17 protein-coding genes are annotated in these 19,843 nt (G+C 70.1%); 13 read left to right on the top strand and 4 right to left on the bottom strand.

The features are described 5' to 3' along the window. Positions 1–2: 2 nt before the first annotated feature. Positions 3–1,031: a guanitoxin biosynthesis L-enduracididine beta-hydroxylase GntD gene (gntD, locus tag KUA19_RS10315; protein WP_217395963.1), complete on the bottom strand. Its 1,029-nt coding sequence runs from the start codon at positions 1,029–1,031 to the stop codon at positions 3–5. A gap of 59 nt (positions 1,032–1,090) precedes the next feature. Continuing rightward, positions 1,091–4,516 carry a non-ribosomal peptide synthetase gene (locus tag KUA19_RS10310; RefSeq protein ID WP_217395962.1) on the bottom strand — a complete coding sequence of 1,142 codons (3,426 nt, stop codon included), beginning with the start codon at positions 4,514–4,516 and terminating at the stop codon, positions 1,091–1,093. A 488-nt stretch (positions 4,517–5,004) separates the two neighbouring features. Here KUA19_RS10310 and KUA19_RS10305 point away from each other — a divergent pair, with 488 nt between their 5' ends. From KUA19_RS10305 to KUA19_RS10255, 11 genes are all read left to right on the top strand, one after another. Next, entirely contained in the window at positions 5,005–6,864 is a 1,860-nt protein-coding gene (locus tag KUA19_RS10305) for a carbamoyltransferase C-terminal domain-containing protein (RefSeq protein WP_217395961.1), read from the top strand. Between the two features lie 34 nt (positions 6,865–6,898). Further along, positions 6,899–7,108 (top strand): MbtH family protein, encoded by a 210-nt coding sequence (locus tag KUA19_RS10300; protein ID WP_217395960.1) that lies wholly within the window; start codon positions 6,899–6,901, stop codon positions 7,106–7,108. Beyond that, positions 7,105–8,052, top strand: coding sequence for a D-2-hydroxyacid dehydrogenase (locus KUA19_RS42570; RefSeq protein ID WP_217395959.1), 948 nt, complete (start codon positions 7,105–7,107; stop codon positions 8,050–8,052). The genes KUA19_RS10300 and KUA19_RS42570 overlap by 4 nt, the downstream gene beginning before the upstream one ends. 25 nt (positions 8,053–8,077) lie before the next feature. Next, complete coding sequence (locus tag KUA19_RS10290; protein ID WP_217395958.1) at positions 8,078–9,046, top strand: TauD/TfdA family dioxygenase; 969 nt, start codon at positions 8,078–8,080, stop codon at positions 9,044–9,046. Between the two features lie 82 nt (positions 9,047–9,128). Continuing rightward, positions 9,129–10,133, top strand: coding sequence for a hypothetical protein (locus KUA19_RS10285; RefSeq protein ID WP_217395957.1), 1,005 nt, complete (start codon positions 9,129–9,131; stop codon positions 10,131–10,133). A gap of 310 nt (positions 10,134–10,443) precedes the next feature. Next, the gene (locus KUA19_RS10280; protein ID WP_217395956.1) at positions 10,444–11,418 is read left to right on the top strand and encodes an ABC transporter ATP-binding protein; all 975 of its coding nucleotides are present in this window, start codon (positions 10,444–10,446) and stop codon (positions 11,416–11,418) included. Beyond that, on the top strand, positions 11,415–12,227 hold the full coding sequence (locus tag KUA19_RS10275; protein ID WP_217395955.1) for an ABC transporter permease: 813 nt from the start codon (positions 11,415–11,417) through the stop codon (positions 12,225–12,227). The genes KUA19_RS10280 and KUA19_RS10275 overlap by 4 nt, the downstream gene beginning before the upstream one ends. Further along, complete coding sequence (locus KUA19_RS10270) at positions 12,224–13,021, top strand: ABC transporter permease (RefSeq protein ID WP_217395954.1); 798 nt, start codon at positions 12,224–12,226, stop codon at positions 13,019–13,021. Before KUA19_RS10275 ends, KUA19_RS10270 begins: the two co-directional genes overlap by 4 nt. A 46-nt stretch (positions 13,022–13,067) precedes the next feature. After that, on the top strand, positions 13,068–14,222 hold the full coding sequence (gene vioD, locus KUA19_RS10265) for a capreomycidine synthase (RefSeq protein WP_217395953.1): 1,155 nt from the start codon (positions 13,068–13,070) through the stop codon (positions 14,220–14,222). A gap of 155 nt (positions 14,223–14,377) precedes the next feature. Beyond that, on the top strand, positions 14,378–15,040 hold the full coding sequence (locus tag KUA19_RS10260; protein WP_217395952.1) for a LuxR C-terminal-related transcriptional regulator: 663 nt from the start codon (positions 14,378–14,380) through the stop codon (positions 15,038–15,040). A gap of 14 nt (positions 15,041–15,054) precedes the next feature. Next, positions 15,055–15,525 (top strand): hypothetical protein, encoded by a 471-nt coding sequence (locus KUA19_RS10255; protein WP_217395951.1) that lies wholly within the window; start codon positions 15,055–15,057, stop codon positions 15,523–15,525. A gap of 45 nt (positions 15,526–15,570) precedes the next feature. On the opposite strand, the gene KUA19_RS10250 is transcribed toward KUA19_RS10255, so the two are convergent. Both KUA19_RS10250 and KUA19_RS10245 read right to left on the bottom strand, forming a co-directional pair. Beyond that, a complete protein-coding gene (locus KUA19_RS10250; RefSeq protein WP_217395950.1) occupies positions 15,571–15,801 on the bottom strand; it encodes a hypothetical protein in 231 nt (76 codons plus the stop codon). Positions 15,802–15,828: 27 nt separating this feature from the next. Beyond that, entirely contained in the window at positions 15,829–16,248 is a 420-nt protein-coding gene (locus KUA19_RS10245; RefSeq protein ID WP_217395949.1) for a glycosyltransferase, read from the bottom strand. A gap of 138 nt (positions 16,249–16,386) precedes the next feature. On the opposite strand from KUA19_RS10245, the gene KUA19_RS10240 reads away from it, so the two are divergent. Both KUA19_RS10240 and KUA19_RS10235 read left to right on the top strand, forming a co-directional pair. Continuing rightward, positions 16,387–18,588 (top strand): MMPL family transporter, encoded by a 2,202-nt coding sequence (locus KUA19_RS10240; protein ID WP_217395948.1) that lies wholly within the window; start codon positions 16,387–16,389, stop codon positions 18,586–18,588. A gap of 87 nt (positions 18,589–18,675) precedes the next feature. Further along, the gene (locus tag KUA19_RS10235) at positions 18,676–19,761 is read left to right on the top strand and encodes an NYN domain-containing protein (RefSeq protein WP_217395947.1); all 1,086 of its coding nucleotides are present in this window, start codon (positions 18,676–18,678) and stop codon (positions 19,759–19,761) included. Positions 19,762–19,843: the final 82 nt, after the last annotated feature.

Genomic DNA, 19,843 nt, shown 5'->3' with positions numbered 1-19,843 from the left:
GCTCAGAAGATGACCCGGGCGGCCGGCCCGGTCCGCGCGTCCCTGGACTTGCGCAGGTCGCGTGCGATGTTGATCCGCCGAAGCCATCGATCGGCGCCGTCGAAACGGGCGGCGTAGGGCTTGCGCCCGTGTACCGCCTTGTAGTTGTCGATGAAGATCACGTCACCCGGGGTGAGGACGACGCTGCCGATCTTGTCGTCGATCTGCTTGACCAGCGCGTCGAACGCGTCCGCGGCGGCCGCGTCGAGCAGTTCCTGGTCCATGAAGTACGGGTCCAGCCGCCCGTACGGGCGGCGCGGGTCGCCGAACAGCACCGCGTTGCGCTCCGGCGTGGCGTTCAGCCGCTCGATCCGGGCCAGGCTGCGCTCGATCAGGTCGGCGGGCGCGTCCAGCTCGGTGTCACTGCGGTTCTTCGGCAGGTGCGACTCGTCGGGGCGGATCGTGAAACGGGGCTCGCCCAGGACCGCCGCCCGTTCGGGATCCAGGTCCAGGTCGTCGAACTGGGCGAGCGTCGTCTCGGCGCCGTCCGGGTTGCGCAGGCACATCAGCCCGACGTAGTCGGCCCGGTACGGGTGGAACGCGTCCTCGGTGTGCCACCACAGCGGCGCCGACGTCGAGGAGTTGATCTGTTCGTGCTCATGTCCCTTGATCGGGATCACGTCGTGGACGAGCCGTCCCTCCTGCTGGGTCGCCCAGGCGATCGGGTCGCCGAGCAGCGAGCCGCACAGCAGCAGGTAGAGGTCTTCGCGCAGGGTGGAACGGGGGCCTTCGGCCGCGCCGTTCCACGCCGCGGGCGTCGGCCCGATGCGGTCGTCGCCCACCCGGAAGCCGGTGAACAGACAGCCGCCCGACGGCTCGTGCAGCCGGAACCGGTTGGCCTGCCGCCGGACTTCGCGGGGCATCTCCTGCCCCACGACGGTGAGATCGTCGAGCAGGCCGGCGGCCTCGACCGAGGCACACGAGCCCATGACCTCGTCCAGCAGACCGTCCACCTGCCGACGGTCGTCGTCTGACAACTCGATGACAAACACTGTGCTGACTCCTCCAACGCTGCACGCCAGGACCGGCGGGGGGATCTGTGGCCGGGCGGTCAGACCCCCGCCGTGCGACCTTCGTCGATCAATTTCGTGATCTCGGTGATGCTCGACGTCTCGAAGAAGTCCACGAACGAGATCTCGACGCCGAACTGCTCCTGGATGCGGGTGACCACCTGCACCGCGAGCATCGAATATCCGCCGAGCTCGAAGAAGTCGTCGTCGACACCGATGTCGTCGACTTCGAAGGCCTCGCGCCAGATGGCCAGCAGCTGCTCCGGCACCGACGGCCCGTCGGCCGGGGCGGTGGCAGAGTGCCCGGACAGGGTCGCGTCGGGGTCGCGGAGGAGTTCGGTCAGCGTCTCGGAGTACTGGTTCACCATCGCTCGGGCGGTTCCTTCGTCGAAAAGGCTGGTGCGGTAGGCCAGCGACAGCGCGTAGTGGTCACCGCGGTCCACCACGATCCAGTTGAGATCGAGCTTCGCCATGCCGTTGGACAGGGCGGTGGACAGGTCGTCGAACCCGTCGACCGTCAGGCCCGGTGCCTGCCGTCGCAGCAGGGTGTCGTCGGACATCGCGAACCACACCTGGAAGTACGGGCTGCGGCCGGCGTGCCGCTGGGGCCGCAGCTCCTCCACGAGCTTGTCGAACGGAAGCTCCTGGTGGTCGATGGCGTCGAGGCAGGTGGCGCGTACCCGGGCCAGGGCCTGGCGGTAGGTCAGGTCCCCGGCGACCGTGACCCGCAGCGCGATGGAGTTGATGAAGCACCCGATCAGCGCATCGAGGCCGGGTTGCGTCCGGTTGGCCAGTGGCGATCCGACGCACAGGTCGTCGCACCCGGTGCTGCCGCGCAACTGGCCGTACAGGGCGGTGAGCAGGACCATGTACGGGGTCACGCTCTCCGCGCGGGCCAGTGCGATCACCTGGTCGCGCAGTTCCGACGGCAGCGGCACGACGATCTTGGCACCGGCGTAGTCCTGGCTCGCGGGAGCGGGCCGGTCCACGGGCAGCGGAAGCGGTGGTGGCGGGTCGGCGAGCCGGCGGCGCCAGTAGTCGACCAGCCGGTCCTGGGTGGCGCCGCCGAGGTGCGAGCGCTGCCAGAGCGCGAACTCGCCGTAGTTGAGCGGCAGGGCGGGCAGCGCCGGATCGGCGCCGGTGCGGTACGCCTCGTACAGCGCGACCAGCTCGTCGAGGAAGACCTCTTTGGAGATGCCGTCGAAGACGATGTGGTGCATGACGAACACGGCCAGGTGGTCGTCGGCGGCGAGCTGGTACAGCCATGCCTTCGCCAGCGGCGGTTTGGCCGGGTCCAGCGGGGCGAGGATCAGCTCGTCGCGTTCGGCGTAGGCGACCTCGAGTCGTCGGCCGGGTTCGACCGCGGACAGGTCGCGGTGTTCGACCTGGAGGTCGAACTGGTCGTCGACGACCTGGACGGGCTGCCCGCCGACCATCGCGAAGCGGGTGCGCAGGGTCTCGTGCCGGTCGGCGATCGCCGACAGCGCCCGCCGGAGCGCGGACAGGTCCAGCACGCCGCGCAGGTGGCACTGCCACGCCTCGTTGTAGAGCGGGATGCGCGGCATGAACTTGCTCAGCATCCACAGGCTCTGCTGCGACACGGCGATCGGGCCGGCACCGGCCTGGCCGGTCTTCTCGCGCAGCTGCTGCTCGACCTGCCGGCGCCGTTCCCGCCAGGCGGCCCAGTCGGGCACACCATCGGTGCCGTCGGCGGCCCGCTCGCCTCGCAGTTCGTCGATCCGCGTGGCGAAGGCCGCGACGGTGGGCTCCTGCAGCAGATCGGTGGGCAGCAGCCCGACCTCGAACCGGCGCCGGGCCATCGAGACGATGCGCACCGCCTGCAGCGAGTTGCCGCCCAGCGCGAAGAAGTCGTCGCGGCTGCCGACCCGGTCCAGTTTCAGGACGTCGCGCCAGAGCGAGGCGAGCTCTGCCTCGGTGCCGGGTCGCGGGACGACGAAGGGGGTGTCCGGCCGAGCGCGCGAGGCCGTCACCGGTGGCAGTGCCCGGCGGTCGACCTTCCCGTTGGGGGTCAGCGGGATCTGGTCGAGGGTCAGGAAGACCGTGGGGATGGAGTGGGCGGGCAGGATCGATGCCAGATGTTCGCGCAGTTGGGCGTCCGTGACGGCGTCGGCGGCGGTCAGGTAGGCCACGAGGTGCCGGTCCTCGGGTTCGTCGTCGGCCGAGATGGTGACCAGCGCCTGACGGACCTTCGGGTGCCGCTGCAGCGCGACCTCGACTTCGGCCGGCTCGATCCGTACCCCGCGCAGCTTGATCTGGTTGTCGCTGCGGCCGACGAACTCGACTGTCCCGTCGGGCAGGGCGCGGGCCAGGTCACCGGTGCGGTAAAGGCGCCCGCCGACAGCTCCGAACGGGTCCGGCACGAACGCCGCCGCGGTCTTGGCCGGCGCGCCGTGGTAGCCGCGGGCCAGGGCGATGCCGCCGATGTAGAGCTCGCCGACGTCGCCGGGGCGTACCGGCGCCATGTCCTGGTCCAGCAGGTGCAACTGCGTGTTTACGATCGCCCGGCCGATGGGCAGCAGACCGTCGGCGTGGGGCGACTCCTTGGCCGTGTGGTGGTAGCTGGCGGTGGCCGTGGATTCGGTGGGCCCGTACACGTTGATCAGCGGGATCTCGGTCTTGCGCCATTCCAGCACGTGCTTGGCCTTGGCGCGGTCGCCGCCGATCACGACGAACCGGACCGAGTCCGGCACGGCGCTGCCGGTGGCGGCCAGCTCGTCCACGAGCTGGTGCCAGTACGCGGTGGTGATCTCGAAGCCGTTGATCTGCTGGGTCTTGAGCACGTCGAGGAAGTGCTCGACCGTCGGCAGGGCCTGCCGGTAGCCCGCCAGGACCACCGTCGCGCCGCACAGCAGCGGCGGGAAGATCTCCTCCAGCGCGGCGGAGAAGCTGATCGAGGCCAGTTGCAGGAAGCGGTCGCCCGGTTCGAGCCCGAACTCGCCGGCGGCGGCCTCGGCCAGGTTGATCAGCCCACGGTGTGTGATCAGCACGCCCTTGGGTGACCCGGTCGAGCCCGAGGTGTAGTAGACGGCCGCCACGCCGTCCAGCGGCACGTCGACGCTCGGCCGCTCGGCCGGGGCGCCCGCCAGGGTCTGCCAGGACGGATCCAGCGAGACCAGCCGCGCACCGACGGCGGGGACCTTGTCCACCAGGTCGTGCTGGGCGACGACGACCGCCGCGCCCGAGTCGGTGAGCAGATGCGCCAGCCGTTGCGGCGGGTAGCCGGCATCCAGCGGCACGAAGGCCGCGCCGGCCTTCAGCACCCCGAGGATCGCCACGGCCAGCGACAACGATGGTTCGGCCAGGACCGCGACGTGCGACTGCGGGCCCACGCCCGACTCGGCCAGCCGATGGGCCAGCCGGTTGGCGAGGACATCCAGCTCGGCGTATGTCAGCCGACCCTCTCCGGACATCACGGCGACGGCGTCCGGATCGGCCGAAGCCAGCATTTCGAAGGCCCCGTGCACACTCCCCGCGACGATTGGAGAAGAGCTTTCCCATAGACTGCGCCGAGTAATCCGCATGCTGCTGTTCCATCTCCCGTTTGACCAGCAAGACTGAACAAGTGGACGCCATTCGTCCATCGAGGAGGCTACCGCCGAGCACCTGAGCGGCCAATTGTCTAAATCGAGCAGAAGCAATTCAACAAACCATTGCCAGAGCCTCAACGTTTCGCTTAGTCACCCTGCCTGAGCTGCTGTCGACCTACTCCCGTCGCGCCGCCTATGCTGCGCTCTCGACGACCGGAGTCGTCCTTGCCGAAAGCACGGACAGCCAGGTTCAGACAGGAGACGACAACGTGGAAAGCAGCCGTGACACCGAATACTTTCTTTCGTGCTACCTGATTCCACCGGGTGAACTCTCGGTCCTGTCCGCCAGGCACGACCATTGCGTGGCACTGTGGCGGCGCACTCGCGGACGAGTCGAACTGGCGCGCATGTGGGAGGTCGAGCGGGTCAGCGGCCAGAAGCACCACGCCTGGCCGCTGTACACCCACGACCGAGCGGGGGCCTTCCTCGACGCGCTGCTGGCCGAGGAGGGGCTCAGCCTGGCGGACATGAGCGCGGTATGGGGGACGCCCGGCCTGCCGCGCGCGCAGGCCATCACCGTTCCGGCCGGGGCGGAGCAGTTCCCCGTGCACAGCCTGTCGCACCTGTTCAGCGGGCTGCTCATGGACACCGCGCTGTTCAAGAACGAGACCATCCTCGGCATGGCCGTGGACGGGGCGCCGGACACCGTGCTGGACTCCCGCAGCCCGCGGTACTGGTACGCCGGCTGCCTGTCCCGCCGTGGCGAGCTGGCGTTCGCGCCCGTGGCCTCGCCCGGCCCGATCTACACCGCCGCGTCGACGAGGTTCGGGCTGGAGCCCGGTTCGCTCATGGCCCTGGCGTCGGCCAGCCGCACCGCGTTCGCGTTCGACATCGAGGCGGCGGTGGCCTCCCTGCGGTTGCGGGGCGGCCGCGAGACACCGTGGAAGACGGCGTTCGAGCTGGTGGAGTCGCTGCTCAAGGAGGCCGAGGAGCAGCTGGACGAGCACCGTATGGACAGCGCGTTCAGCCGCGAGGAGAACATCCGCAGCGCGGTGATGAAGCACGTCCAGCGCGCGTGCGACCTCATCGCGATCGACAACGTCGAGCTGCTGTGCGCACTGGGTGAGGTACGCACCGAGGACGCCTACCTGTCGATGGGCGGCGGGTTCGCGCTGAACTGCCCCACGAACACGCTGCTGCTGGACCGGTTCAAGTTCCGGGGTCTGCTGACGCCGCCGTGCGCCAACGACTCCGGGCAGGCGCTGGGACTCGGCCTGCTGGGCCTGCACGGCGCGGGTGCCTTCGACGGGGCGGACCTGCTGATCGACTCTCCGTACCAGGGCATGCCGCTGCGCGACGTGGACGCGGCACTGGCCGAGTTCGCGCCGTGGGTGGCCGACGTCAGCGAGTTCGCCGCGGACCGGTTCGTCGCCGACGTCACCGACAACGTCCTGGCCTGGGTGGACGGTCCCGCCGAGATCGGGCCGCGGGCGCTGGGCGCCCGGAGCCTGCTCGGCGATCCGCGCACCTCGAAGGTGAAGGACATGCTCAACCACTACAAGCAGCGCCAGTGGTGGCGCCCGGTCGCACCGATCGTGCTGGCCGAGCACTCCGGCGCGTGGTTCGAGCAGGACCGCCCGTCGCCGTTCATGCTCGAGGCGGTCCGGGTGCGCGAGGAGGCGGCCGACCGGGTTCCGGCGATCGTCCACCTCGACGGGACCGCCCGCCACCAGACGGTCACCGCGGCAGCCAATCCCCTGCTGTACCGGGCGATCGACGCCTTCCGCGAGAAGACCGGCGTGCCGATCCTGTGCAACACGTCGCTGAACGACAAGGGCGAGCCGAACGTCAACACCGCCGCCGAGGCGCTGACGTTCTGCGTCAACAAGGGCATCAGGCTGATCTACCTGGGCGGGCGCCGGGTCCAGCTGCGCGGCGAGCCGACGCCCGGGGCGCGGCCGCCGGGCGGGCCCCGCCAGCGCGCCGTGGGCTTCTTCGCCGGTCAGGAGGCCGACCGCGACGCGATGTGGCAGCAGTGGCTGGACCGCGGCTACACCGAAGCCGCGATCTTCCTGCTGTCGTGGTCGCCGGACATCCGCCGCGGCAGCGGCTCGTCACCCGACATGGTCAACAAGCTGGCCGACTACTACCTGACCAGCGACGAGAACTTCGCGGCGCTCGCCGCCTCCTTCAGGCGCGACGGCGGGCCGGGTTCCTGCTTCATCAAGGACGCCGACCAGCTGCCGAAGCCGGTGATCGTCGAGTGAATCCGAACGCAGCCCCGACCTCGAGGAGTTCCGCATGAACGAGCCCAACGAATCGAAGCGGTACCTGGTCGTCCTGAACGACGAGGAGCAGTACTCCGTCTGGCCGGCCGGGCAGCCCGTACCCGCGGGCTGGGTCGGCGACGGGTTCGAGGGCAGCCGTGGCGACTGCCTCGACCACATCGGACAGGTGTGGACGGACCTGCGGCCACGCAGCGTCCGCCGGCACGCGCAGGGTGCCCGGTGACGGCCGATCGGCCCACCCGCGTACGGCTGTTCCACGGCGGATCACGGGCCGTCGCCAAGCAGGTCGCCACGGCGTGGCCGGACGGCGAGCTCCACGACTTCGGCGACGGACCGGACTTCGACGTGGCGCTGGTGTGGGAGGCCGATGAGGGGGAGCTGGCTCGGTTCGTCGCCGCGCAGCAGAACCTCAGGTGGCTGCACACGAAGGCCAGCGGGGTGCCGCCGCAGGTGCTGGCTGCGCTGGGCGGCCGTGGCGTCGTGGTCACCAACGGCGTCGGCACCCACGGCCCGGCTGTCGCCGAGCATGTCGCCGCGCTGCTGCTGGCCCATTACAAGCGGCTGCCGACACTGCTCGACGCGCAGCGCGACCGGCTGTGGCGGCCGGTGGCGGCCGATGAGATCCGCCACAAGACCATCGGCGTGCTCGGCCTCGGTGATCTGGGCCGGTCTACCGCCCGGCTGCTGACGGCCCTGGGTGCCGTCGTGCTCGGCCTGCGCCGTGGCCCCGGGGCGGTGGCCGAGGTGGCCCGCACGTACCGGACGGCTCAGTTACCCGAGTTTCTCGGGCAGCTGGACGCCCTGGTGATCGCGGCTCCGCTGACCGAGCAGACCCGCGGTCTCATCGGTGCCCGGGAGCTGGCACTGCTGCCCGGTGGCGCCTTCCTGGTCAACGTCGGCAGAGGTCCGGTCGTCGACCAGGACGCGCTGGCCGCCGCGCTGCGCTGCGGCCACCTCGCCGGAGCGGCCCTGGACGTCTTCGACGACGAGCCGCTGGCGGCCGACTCACCACTGTGGGCCCTGCCCAACACGATCATCACGCCGCACTGCGCCGACAGCACCGTGCAGACCGACGAGCGCTGCCTGGCGTTGCTGCTGGCGCAGATCGAACGCTATCGCCGCGCCCGTCCCTTGGACAACACCGTCGACCTCTCGCGAGGTTATTGAACCTCGGCAACGGAAAGGCTGTTCGATGACGCTTCTGGACATCGAGACCGAGCGGGACGAGCTGGCCCGGGAGCTCGTCCACGCGGCCAGTGTCCTGGCCGCCGACGGGGTCACCGCGGACTCCGTGCTGGCGCGGGCCGCCGCGGCGCTGCCCGCGCAGACCCGGGCGCGGCTGACCCGGCTGACCCACCCACCCCGGCCCGGGGCAGGCTACCGGGTCGTCAAGGGTCTGTTCGCCGCCTTCGGCGAGCAGGGACCGACCGCGACGCACTGGAAGGACGTGGACCGCGAACGCACGGCCCGGTTCGACATCGGCCTCACCATCGTGGCGGCGCTGCACGGCGAGGTCTTCGGCTGGGAGAACCAGCAGGACGGCCACATCGTCCACAACATCCTGCCCGCACCCGGGTATGAGACGGTGCAGGTGGGCGGCAGCAGCATCGCGCCGCTGACCTGGCACACCGAGGACGCGTTCCATCCGGACCGCGCCGATTTCCTGCTGCTGGCCTGCGTGCGCAATCCCGACGGCGTGGGCAGCCGCATCGCCACGGCGGGCGCGGTCGAGCTGAGCGACGAGCACGTCGCCGAGCTGTCGGAGCCGAAGCTGGTCATCTTTCCCGACGCCAGTTATGAGGACGACGTGGCCGACTGTCGCACCTCGCAGGGGATGGCGACGTTGTGGCACCGCGACGGCAGGCTCTGTCTGCGCTACGACCCCACGTACACCCGAATGCTGGGGCAGGACGACGGCTTCCAGCAGGCCTATGACCGTCTGGGGCGGCAGCTGGACGAGACCAGTTTCGTCGTCGAGCTGGAGCAGGGCGATCTGTTGATCATCGACAACGATGTCGCGGTCCATGGCCGTGGCTCGTTCCGGGCCCGCTACGACGGAACCGACCGCTGGCTCAAGCGCGTGCTGGTCCGCGCGCCGCGTGCGCGGCCGGAGTCGGAGCGCCGCGAGCACGGCTTCGGCCAGGCGCAGGTCAGAGCCTAGGTGGCAGCCCTGCGTCGCGCCGCGGGCCACCGCGGCGCAACGACCCCATTCCATACGGCGCACATCCCGGCAAAGGAGTGACGTGACCGCGAAGGAGCTCCCCCTCGCCGATCCGATCGCTTTCGGATACCACTTCTACGCTTTCCCGCTGGCGGTCATGGGCACCGACGACCGCTCGCGGGACTGGATTCTGAGCAACTACATCCATCTCGCCTACGACGAGAGCCCCGGCTCGCCGGTGCCCTTCTGCTTCTGCCTGTACGACTATGCGATCAGTCCGTGGCTCGAGGTGGTCCGGGCCAACCGGGACTGGATCAACGGCACGGGGGTCGACCCGGTGCGGTTCTGCCGGGACGCGATCGACGCGGGCTACTACGTCTACCTCAACCTCGACGACTACTACGTGCCGAGTCGGCCCGGCTACGGGGTCCGCAACGGCTCGCACGACATCCTCCTGTGCGGCCTGGACGACGCGGCGCGGACCTTCTCGACGTTCGGCTTCACCAAGGAGGACGTCATCCGCAGGTCCACCATCGGCTTCGAACAGCTCAGGCTCGCCTATCGCAGCCTGGACGTCGTCCCGAACTGGTGCCCACAGGTTTACCTGTATCGCGTGCGGCAGGACGCGAGCTACGACTTCAACTTCAGGCTCGTACGCCGGTCGTTCGAGGACTACCTCAACGGCGCGAACGTGTCCATCCCGTTCGAGATGTTCCAGCCGGCCTGGACCCGCCGCTACGGCATCGACTCCTACGCGCCGCTGCAGGAGTACCTGGCCGACTACGTCGCCGGGAAAGCCGAGTACAGCATCCACTTCCTGCACGTGCTGTGGGAGCACAAGCGGCTGATGCGGCAGCGGCTCGACCGGATGGCGGAGCTGCTCGGCGACGACCTCGCCGAGCTGGCGACGGAGGGCAGATCCCTGGAGAAGCAGGCGTTCCAGCTGCGCAACAGGATGCTCTTCCGCGAGATGAGCGGAAAGGCCTCCGAATTCGGCCCCGCCCAGGTGGAGCAGCTCAGCCGGATGCGGGACGTGGAGCAGCGGGTGCTGGAACAGGCGGTGGAACTGCTGCGGGACCGGCGGTGACAGCCCGGCGGTCCGCTCCGGGCGGGGCCGCCCTCCTTCGGCGGCGGACCGGCAGGCATCAACCGACCCGCCGACAGCCGCGAATGTTGCGAGGTGGTGAATTCCGAGACTGATCGACGGCAAGGCTCCTTCGCGGGCCGCTGACCTGGGAATACCGGATGCCGAGCGCGGTGCGGCGCGCTCGGCCCGCTTGCCGTCCCCAAACCCTTTGCGGCCAAACCTTTTAATATCTCACGATGGTTTCCAGACCTTGCAGCCAGGGTCGCCTACTGTTACGTTGCTCGCCGTGATTACAGCGACAGATTTGAGTATGGAATTTCGTAAATACGTGCGCCGACCAGGCCTGCGAGGGGCACTCAGCAGCCTCTTCAGCCGCGAATACGAGACCGTGCGGGCCGTGGACGGCGTCTCGTTCGAGGTGCCCGCCGGGGCGAAGACGGCCTACATCGGCGCGAACGGCGCCGGCAAGTCCACCACCATCAAGCTGCTCACCGGCATCATGACCCCCACCGGCGGGCGGTGCCTGGTGAACGGGGTGGAGCCCTACCGCGACCGCCGCACCGCCGCCCAGGCGATGGGCGTCGTGTTCGGGCAGCGCACCCAGCTGTGGTGGGACCTGTCGGTGACCGACTCGTTTCGCATCCTGCAGCGGATCTACGACATCCCGGACGCCGTCTACCAGCGCAACCTGGGCATCTACCGCGAGCTGCTGGACATCGACGAACTCGGCGGCACCCCGGTCCGGATGCTCAGCCTGGGCCAGCGCATGCGCGCCGAGGTCGCCGCCTCGCTGCTGCACGACCCGAAGGTCGTGTTCTGGGACGAGCCCACCATCGGACTCGACCTGATGGTCAAGGACGCGGTGCGGGCGTTGATCAACCGAGCCAACACCGAGCTCGGCACCACGGTCGTGCTCACCAGCCACGACCTCGGCGACATCACCTCCATCTGCGACCAGGTCCTCGTGGTGGACAAGGGGCGCGTCATCCACCAGGGCACCATCGCCGGGTTGGTGGCCACCGCCTCGCAACGCAGCGTGCTGTTCAGCCACAGCGGCCCGGAGACGCTCGACGAGACCGTCCGCGAAGTCGACGCGATGCTGCCCAAGGCGACCGCCTCGGTCACCGACGACCACCGCGTACGCATCGACTACCCCGCCGACCAGCTCACCTCCCGCGAGGTGCTGGCGAGCCTGCTCGAGCGGTTCGAGCTCACCGACTGCTACGCCCCCGAACCGGAGCTGAAGACGGTCATCCAGGAGATCTACACCGGGGGGCGCGCATGAGCGGGGCCAGCCTTCGCCGGTACCTGCCGTTCGCCACCAGCACCCTGCAAGCCCGCCTGCAGTACCGGTCCGACCTGTTCGTCTCGCTGCTGATCAAAGTGGTGAGCACGGCCGTGGTCGTCTTTCTGTGGCGCGCGGTCATCACCCAGAGCCCGGGTCAGAGCCTCGGCGGTTACGACGCGGCCGCCATCACCACCTACCTGGTGGCGGCGCAGCTGCTCACGCTGCTGCACACCAGCGGAGCGGGCGAGGGCACCGCACAGGAGATCGTCGAGGGCAACATCGCGGTGTCGCTGGTACGACCGGTCAGCTACCCGATCACCCGTGCTTTCATGGCGCTGCCGGTGGTGCTGGCCGAGTTCCTGCTCGTCGGCATCCCACTGGTCGTGCTCTTCTCGCTGGTGTTCTCGCCCTACGCCCCCTCCCCCACCGGGGTCGCCCTGTTCACGCTGGCCGCCATCCCCTCGGTGGTCATCGCCTTCACGGTGCAGCTGCTGGTCGGCGTCTCCGCGCTGATCACCACCAACACCTGGGGCGTCAACATGGTCGTCAACAGCCTGGTCGTCTTCCTCTCCGGGGCGCTGGTGCCGCTGGACCTGCTGCCGCGGCCGGTAGCCGCGGTCGCCTCCGCCCTGCCGTTCCAGAGCATGGTCGACGGGCCGGTCCGGTTGCTGCTCGAACGCTTCGACGGCATCGGCGAGGCCGGGCTGATCCTGCTCCGCCAGGCCGGGTGGGCGGCACTCATGGTCGTCTTGAGCGCCCTCGTGTGGCGCGCAGCGCTACGCCGAATCGAGGTACTGGGCGGATGAGCATCCTTCGGACACTACGGCTGACCTGGTTCATGTGCGGCGTGTCGCTGCACCGCCTGGCGGAGTACCGCGGCGACTTCATCCTGGGGGCATTCGGCTTCCTGGTGATGTTCGGCGTGCAGGCGGCGCTGGTGGGAGCCCTGTTCGCGCTGGTCCCGACCGTCGGCGGCTGGGACTTCGCCCATGTGCTGTTCCTGCTCGGCTTCACGATGCTGCCGCGCGGCCTGGACAAGATGTTCACCGACAACATCTGGCTGATCAGCGCGTTCGAGATCCGGGGCGGCGAGTTCTACCGCTACCTGATCCGCCCGGTGAACCCTCTGCTGATGGTCCTGTCCGAGCGTCTGGTGTGGCCGGACGCCCTCGGCGAGCTGGTCCTCGGACTCGCGCTGGTGTCGTACGCGGCCGGCCAGGTCGGTTTCGCGGTGCCGACCGGCGAGGCGATCGCCGTCGGGCTGCTCCTGGTGGTCTGCGGTGCCCTGATCCACTTCGCGATCAAGCTGCTGCTCGCGTCGCTGGCATTCTGGACCACACAGAGCTTCTCGGCGATGAGATCGGTCAACGAGCTGTCGATGTTCGCCGGTTACCCGCTGGACCTCTACCACCCGGCGCTGCGGTCCCTGCTCACCTGGATGGTGCCCTTCGCGTTCACGTCCTACTACCCGGTCACCTACTTGCTGTTCGGCGAGCGGGACCTGGTCCTGTTGACGCCGGTCGTCGCGGTCGTGACGGTGCTGGCGGCCCTGACGGTGTGGCGGCTCGGGCTGCGCCGTTACCAGGCGACGGGAAGCTGACGGCCATGGACACCAACGTTGCGACACGGCATCCGGCGGGTCCGCGATGAGGCTGGGCAGGGCGGCGCTGGAGGACTGGATGCGCGAGTTCTACTTCGCGACCACGATCGACCTCGGCAGCAGTGGTGTGGAGTGCTGGTCGGTCGGGGAGCTGCGGCGGCTGCTCGGCATCACGCACGAGGACCTGGACCGGCTGACCTTCGACGACAGCGAGACCTACGGCAGCCCTGGTCTGCGCCGGGCGCTGGCCGGGCGGTTCACCGGTGGTGACGTCGACCGCGTGTTCGCCACCCACGGTTCGACCGAGGCCATCTTCCTCGCGATGAGCACACTGCTCGACCCCGGCGACGAGGTCGTGGTGGTCAGCCCCGGCTACCACTCGCTCAGCTCCATCGCGCTGTCCATCGGCTGCCGCGTGGTGCCGTGGCGGCTGCGCGAGGACGACGGCTTCACGCCCGACCTCGACGAGTTGCGCGAGCTGGTCACCACCCGCACCAGGATGGTCTCGGTCAACTTTCCGAACAACCCGACCGGCGCGAGCCTGACCCAGCCGCAGTTCGAGCAGTTGCTCGACATCGTCGCCGAAAGCGGCGCCTACCTCGTCTGGGACGGGGCGTTCACGGAACTGACCTACGACACGCGGCCGCTGCCCGAGCCGTCGCTGCGATATGAGCGATGCCTCTCCATCGGGACGATGTCCAAGGCCTACGGTATGCCGGGAACCCGGGTGGGCTGGTGCCTGGGCGCCCCGGACCTGCTGGCACGGTTCCTCCCGCAACGCGACGCGCTGACCATCTGCCTGTCCCCGCTGACCCAGTTCTTCGCCGAACGGGCGATCGACCACGCCGACCTGCTCGTGACGATGCGCCGCGAGCAGGCCCGGACGAACCTGGGCGTGCTCGCGACGTGGATGGCCGAGCACGAGGAACTGGTGAGCTGGACCCCACCGACGGGAGGCTGCACCGCCTTCCCGCGCTTCGAGCGCTCCCCCGACGCCGACGAGCTGTGCACGCGTCTGGGCCGGGAGAGCTCCGTCCTGCTGGTTCCGGGCTCCTGCTTCGGGCACCCGAGGCACGCGCGGCTCGGCTTCGGCGGCCCGGCGGACGCGTTCCGGACCGGATTGGATCGGTTGAGCCGAACCCTCACCACCGGCGGCGCGACTCGGGGCAGCCGACCGGAGACCGACTGCGGCGTGCCGTGACCGGCCACCGCTCGACCCACTGGTACCTGTAGAAGGAATGGAGTCGTGACTCGCGAATGGCTGTTCCACTTTCACCATCGGCTCCTTCCACCGGCGGAGGCGACACTGTCCTCGATGCCGAGGCGGAGACCTGTGTCCACGGGGCTCTCGTCCGGGTGGCCATCCTGGAGCGTGACCCCCTGCTCTGGGCCGGGCTTCGATCGGTCCTGCGGTCGCATGCGCGCATCGCCGTCGTCGGCGATTTCCAGGCCGTACGGGAAGGCCTGTCGGCGGTTCCGACGCTGCAACCCGATCTGCTGCTGGTCAGCGACGTGTGGCTGCAGGACGACCTTCCGCTGAACCTGCCCGAGAAGGGCAGCTCCTGGCGCGAGCTGCCGGTGGTGGCGGTCATGGACGCCGACGACCGGCCGACGCTGCGGCGCGCGGTGACCAAGTCGGTCCGCGGCTTCGTCGACCGCAACACCAGCCACGAGGACCTCGGCAACGCGGTCCTCGACGCCGCCGGTGGTCGCACGTTCCTCTCGTCATCGATCGCGGCATCGCTGGTGGGGTGGATGGCGGCGAAGATCACCCGCGAGCCGTCCTGCTTCGCCCACATCGAGACCGCCCTGACCGTACGCGAGTTGGAGGTCTTCGAGGCGATGGGCGACGGGATCACCAACACCACGATCGCCCGGCGGCTGGGCATCCAGGAGGCGACGGTGCGCAGTCACGTGTACCACATCCTCACCAAACTGAACCTGCGCACCCGCACCGAAGCCGCCCTGGCCGCCTACAAGTACGCGAACCTGGATTCCCCTGCCCGGGGATCGGGTTGAGGCGGCCGATCGACATGAGAATCGGATACAGCTTCTGGGGGTACCTGGAGAGCGGCCGCCGCCGCCTCGTGGACGGTCTCATCGGACGCGGGCACGAGCTCGTGTTCCTGCAGATCGACCGCGACCTCACCGACGGGACGCGGCGTCTGCCATACCGCTGGGATGTCGGCCGGCCCCGGCTGGACGGTCTCATCATCGAGTGGTGCGTCCCGGTCAGCGGACGCAACACCACCTGGTGCGGCGCCGCGGGCCACACCTGCGAGCTGCACCGCCAGACCGAACTGGTCGAGCACTACACATACCGACTGGGCCTGCCCACGGTTGTCTGGGACGTCGACGTCGCCCTGCTTCCCACGTTCCTGGACAGCATGGGGCTCAGCCGTCAGCTCGACACCGTCGAAGCGCTGCTGCGAGCACCGTCGTCGACATCCACCTCGCCGAACTCGCGGGCACCGGTAGGTGGCGAGGCGGCCGGTGCTCGATGACGCCGCACGAACGCCGGACCCATCCGGCGAAGCCTGGAAATCCGGCTACTCGGTCACCAGGTTGGTGAGGCGCCCGGCGAAGAGCTGTGCTTCGATGTCGGTGATCTCATCGCCCAGCTCGCTGACCAGCTTCTGTTGACTGCACAGGGCTACGTCGCCCTCCTTGAGGTCCGCCTTGGGAAGCACGACGACCTCGTCGCCCACCACGGCGAGCACCGGATCGACATCTCGCGATCGCGCGAGGACACGAACGTCGTTCGCCGTCACCGTGACCATGTGCTCACATTACCGAACAGTACGTCGTCAACGTGCGGTGAATGCCGCCACCGAGGCGTCGGGTCCGTCGTCTCGCCGCGTCCGGTCGACGATCAGTTGTTCCAAGAGCGTGGCCGCCGCACCAGCGCCGCCGGCTGCGGCCATCTTTGCGCCCAGTTCCCTGGCCCGTCGAGCGTGTTCGGGCCGGGCCAGCTGCCGCACCGCGCGACGGACCCGGCCCGCGCCGGGTCGGCCCGTGTGCAGGTTCTTTCCGACGCCGGACCAGGCGACTCGGCGGGCGACCTCCGGCTTGTCGAGCGAAGCGCCCGCGACGACCAGCGGCACCCCGGCCCGCACCGCGGCCACCGCGGTCATCGCACCCACGTGACCGGCGAACGGCAATGACGCCACGACTATCCGAGCCATGGCGACACAGTCGTGGTGCCCGGCCGAGGTCGAGACGGGCACCGGTTCGATCTTCGTACCGGCACGGACGCCCCGAGCGCCGCCACCGGGACCAGCCCTGGCACCTTGCGGTCGGGCGGTCGGCGGTATTTCATGGCGGGGCGACCGTCCAGATTGGCACGGCAGCCTCGGGAGGACGCGATGCTCGCACGGCTCGGTCGTACTGTCGCCCGGTTTCGGTACGCCGTGCTCGCCGTCTGGGCCGTTGTCGCCCTCTGCGGCGCGGTCCTCGGCGGCACCGTCTACGACCGGACCCAGCCGCTGGACGGACTGCGACCGGACACGGAGTCGACCCGGGCCCAGGCCCGCATCGACGAACTGACCCCCACCGGCGAGCAACTGGTGGCGGTGGTCTCCGGCCGCAACTTCTTCGCCAGCGACCTGGTCAGCCAGGCCAGCCGCATCATGTACGAGGTCCGGGCGATCCCCGGCGTCGTCAAGGTCACCGACGCGTACACGGCGGGCTCAGGCCAGATCTCGTCGGACAACCAGAGTTCGCTGGTCGTCGTCGAGCTGTCGCCCTACCTGGACGACGACGCGGCCCTGGCCGTCGCCGACCGGGTGGCCGCCGCGCTGCACCGCATCGACGCGCCGCAGGTGCTGGTCGGCGGCAGGCTGCTCGCCGAACGCGACTTCGGCGACCAGGCGATCGCCGACGCCGCGTTCGGGGAGTCGGTCGCGCTGGTCGCGCTGTGCGGCGTACTCGTGCTGATCCTCGGCGGCCTGGGCGCGAGCAGCCTGCCGCTGGGCACGGCGCTGGCCACGGTCGCGGGCACGCTGCTGGCCTTGACCGGCCTGGCCGAAGCGGTCCCGATCAGCGAATACACGGTCAACGTCGTCACCCTGCTCGGTCTGGGCCTGGCCGTGGACTACAGCCTGCTGATCCTGGCCCGGTTCCGCGAGGAGCGGGCCGCCGACCCCCGCGCGCCGCTGCCGGAACTGCTGGCCCGGACGGTGTCCGCGGCCGGGCGGGCGGTGCTCGTCGCGGGGCTCGCGGTCGGCGTCGCCCTGTCGGGGCTGTTCGTGTTCGCCGAGCCGCTGCTCGCGGCGATGGCGCTGGGCGGCGCGCTGGTGGTCGCGCTGGCCACCGCGGCCGGGCTGACCCTGGTCCCGGCGCTGATCGCGGTGGCGCACCGGCGTATCCCGACGCCCGGGACGCGGACCTGGGTGTGGCGGCGGCCCGCCCGGCGCGGCCTCGGGCTGCTGGCGCGGTCGGCCGCGTTCGCGCAGCGCCGACCTGCCGTGGTCGCCCTCGCGGTGACCGGGGCGTTGCTGGCGCTGAGCGTGCCGCTGCTGCACGTGCACCTCGCCGGCTCCGACGCCCGGTCGCTGCCCGCAGCCAGCGAGGCCCGGCGGGCGTATGAGGCGGTCCAGCGCGACTTCGCCGCGAAGTACCCGCAGCCGGTGCCCGTGGTGATCGAGGCGGGCCCCGACGAGCCCGCGGTCCGAGGGTTGCTCGACCGGATGCGCGCCCTGCCCGGGGTGACCGACGTGGACCTGCGCGAGGGCGTACCCGGGCAGGCCACCATCGCGGAGGTGGAGACCCCCGGTCCGCCCGCGGGCGAGCAGGTCCAGCGGCTGGTCCGCGAGCTGCGGGCGCTGGACACCGCACTGCCGGTGCTGGTGGCGGGGCCGGCGGCGGAACTCGTCGACGCCAAGGACGCCATGGCCGCGCGGCTGCCCGTCGCGCTGGCGGTGGTCGTCACGGCCACCGCGCTGCTGCTGTTCCTGCTCACCGGCTCGGTGGTGGCGTCGGTGAAGGCGCTGCTGATGAACCTGCTCACCATGCTGGCCACGCTGGGGGTGCTGGTCGCGGTGTTCCAGTGGGGTTGGGGCGCGGCGCTGCTCGGGTTCGAACCCTGGGGGGCGCTGGACCTGACCACGCCGCTGCTGCTGTTCGTGTTCGTCTTCGGCCTGTCCATGGACTACGAGGTGTTCCTGCTGGCCCGGATCAGGGAGGAATGGTCTCGGCGTACCGGCGACGACCGCGCCGCGAACGACCGGGCGGTGCTGGCCGGGATCATCGCCACGGGACCGGTGGTCACCGCGGCGGCGGTGTCGATCGGCGTCGTCTTCCTCGGCTTCGCGCTCGGGCAGCTGGTCGCGGTCAAGGAGATCGGCGTCGGCATGGCCGTGGCCGTGCTGCTCGACGTCGTCGTGGTACGCGGCCTGCTGCTGCCCGCGGTGATGTCCCTGCTCGGCCGGGCGAACTGGTGGCCCTACGGTGGCCGTCCGGCCGCCCCGGCCGCGGCCCGCCCGAGCGGCGTGGCCGCGGGGTCGCCCTCCGCTGCCCGCTCGGTGAAGGTGGGCAGCTCGTCCGGAGCCGACCGACCCCGAGCCTGAGGACGCTCCTCGTTCGCCGGTGGACGGCGACCCGCGCACGGGCGAGGTCGCGAGCCCGCGCACGGGCGTAGGCGTACGCTGGTCGGCGTGGATCAAGAGGATCGCATAGCCCTGTTCCTGGACTACGAGAATCTGGCGATCGGTGCCCGTGATCACCTCGGCGGGATGACGTTCGACCTGCGGCCCATCGCCGACGCGCTCGCCGAACGCGGACGGGTCGTGGTGCGTCGCGCCTACGCCGACTGGTCGTACTTCGACGAGGACCGTCGACTGCTGACGAGGTCGCATGTCGAGCTGATCGACATCCCGCAGCGGATGGGGACCTCGCGCAAGAACGCCGCCGACATCAAGATGGCGGTCGACGCCCTGCAACTGGCCTTCGAGCGCGACTACATCTCCACGTTCGTGTTCGGCACCGGCGACAGCGACTTCACCCCGCTGGTCCACAAGCTGCGCGAGCTGAACAAGCGGGTCATCGGCGTCGGGGTCGAACAGTCGACCTCGGCGCTGCTCCCACCGGCCTGCGACGAGTTCCTCTACTACGACCGGCTCGAAGGCGTCGAGATCAGACCGGCCCGCGCCCGAGGCGGCCGGACGACCGCGCCTGCCAAGCCCCCGGAGACCGTGCCGCAGCCGGTCGAGCAGGAACTCGAACCCGCGGCGGCACCGGAGGAGACCGCCCGCGACGTCGACACCCTCGCGGTGCTGGTCGCCCAGACCGTCGCCGGCCTGCAGGGCAGCTCCGGCGGGGCGGTGACCGCGTCGACGCTCAAGCGCACGCTGCTGCGCAAGGACCCGACGTTCAACGAGGCCGACTACGGGTTCCGCACCTTCGGGGAGCTGCTGCGATACCTCGCCGAACGGGACGTCGTCGAGCTCGGCGAAGGGCCCGCCAAGGGCGATCCGGAAGTGTCGCTGCCCGAGCACGGCGGCCCCGAGGCGGAGTTCGGGCTGCTGCGCTCGGTCGTCACCGACCTGAGCCGCAACGCGGGCCCGGTGGCACTGTCCGGCCTGAAGAACCAGCTGCGCCGGGCCCAGCCGGAGTTCAGCGAGAAGAAACTCGGCTACCGGAGCTTCCTGCAGTTCTGCAAAGCGGCGGCGACCGCCGGAATCGTCGACCTGCGATGGGACCCGGAGACCGACGACTACCTGCTCACCACGACACGGGCCTGAGCCCCCGGCAGGCCGCCGAACGCACCGCGGCTCCACCGCGAACGAGGTCGCGGCGCCGCGCGGCCGAGCGCCTGCCGGGGTC

Origin of the sequence: Catellatospora tritici, from assembly GCF_019083965.1 — a bacterium.
In the GTDB taxonomy this organism is placed as follows: Bacteria; Actinomycetota; Actinomycetes; order Mycobacteriales; family Micromonosporaceae; genus Catellatospora; species Catellatospora tritici.
Note: the sequence above shows the minus strand (reverse complement) of the source record. Positions and strands in the feature narration are given on the sequence as shown.

Excerpts from the sequence above, each read along its gene's own strand:
- KUA19_RS10250 (WP_217395950.1), bottom strand. The coding sequence starts at position 15,801 with ATGGTCACGGTGACGGCGAACGACGTTCGTGTCCTCGCGCGATCGCGA.
- KUA19_RS10255 (WP_217395951.1), top strand. The coding sequence starts at position 15,055 with ATGAGAATCGGATACAGCTTCTGGGGGTACCTGGAGAGCGGCCGCCGC.
- KUA19_RS10275 (WP_217395955.1), top strand. The coding sequence starts at position 11,415 with ATGAGCGGGGCCAGCCTTCGCCGGTACCTGCCGTTCGCCACCAGCACC.
- KUA19_RS10305 (WP_217395961.1), top strand. The coding sequence starts at position 5,005 with ATGTGGGAGGTCGAGCGGGTCAGCGGCCAGAAGCACCACGCCTGGCCG.
- vioD (WP_217395953.1), top strand. The coding sequence starts at position 13,068 with ATGAGGCTGGGCAGGGCGGCGCTGGAGGACTGGATGCGCGAGTTCTAC.
- KUA19_RS10310 (WP_217395962.1), bottom strand. The coding sequence starts at position 4,516 with ATGCTGGCTTCGGCCGATCCGGACGCCGTCGCCGTGATGTCCGGAGAG.
- KUA19_RS10290 (WP_217395958.1), top strand. The coding sequence starts at position 8,078 with ATGACGCTTCTGGACATCGAGACCGAGCGGGACGAGCTGGCCCGGGAG.
- KUA19_RS10270 (WP_217395954.1), top strand. The coding sequence starts at position 12,224 with ATGAGCATCCTTCGGACACTACGGCTGACCTGGTTCATGTGCGGCGTG.
- KUA19_RS10240 (WP_217395948.1), top strand. The coding sequence starts at position 16,387 with ATGCTCGCACGGCTCGGTCGTACTGTCGCCCGGTTTCGGTACGCCGTG.
- KUA19_RS10300 (WP_217395960.1), top strand. The coding sequence starts at position 6,899 with ATGAACGAGCCCAACGAATCGAAGCGGTACCTGGTCGTCCTGAACGAC.
- KUA19_RS10280 (WP_217395956.1), top strand. The coding sequence starts at position 10,444 with ATGGAATTTCGTAAATACGTGCGCCGACCAGGCCTGCGAGGGGCACTC.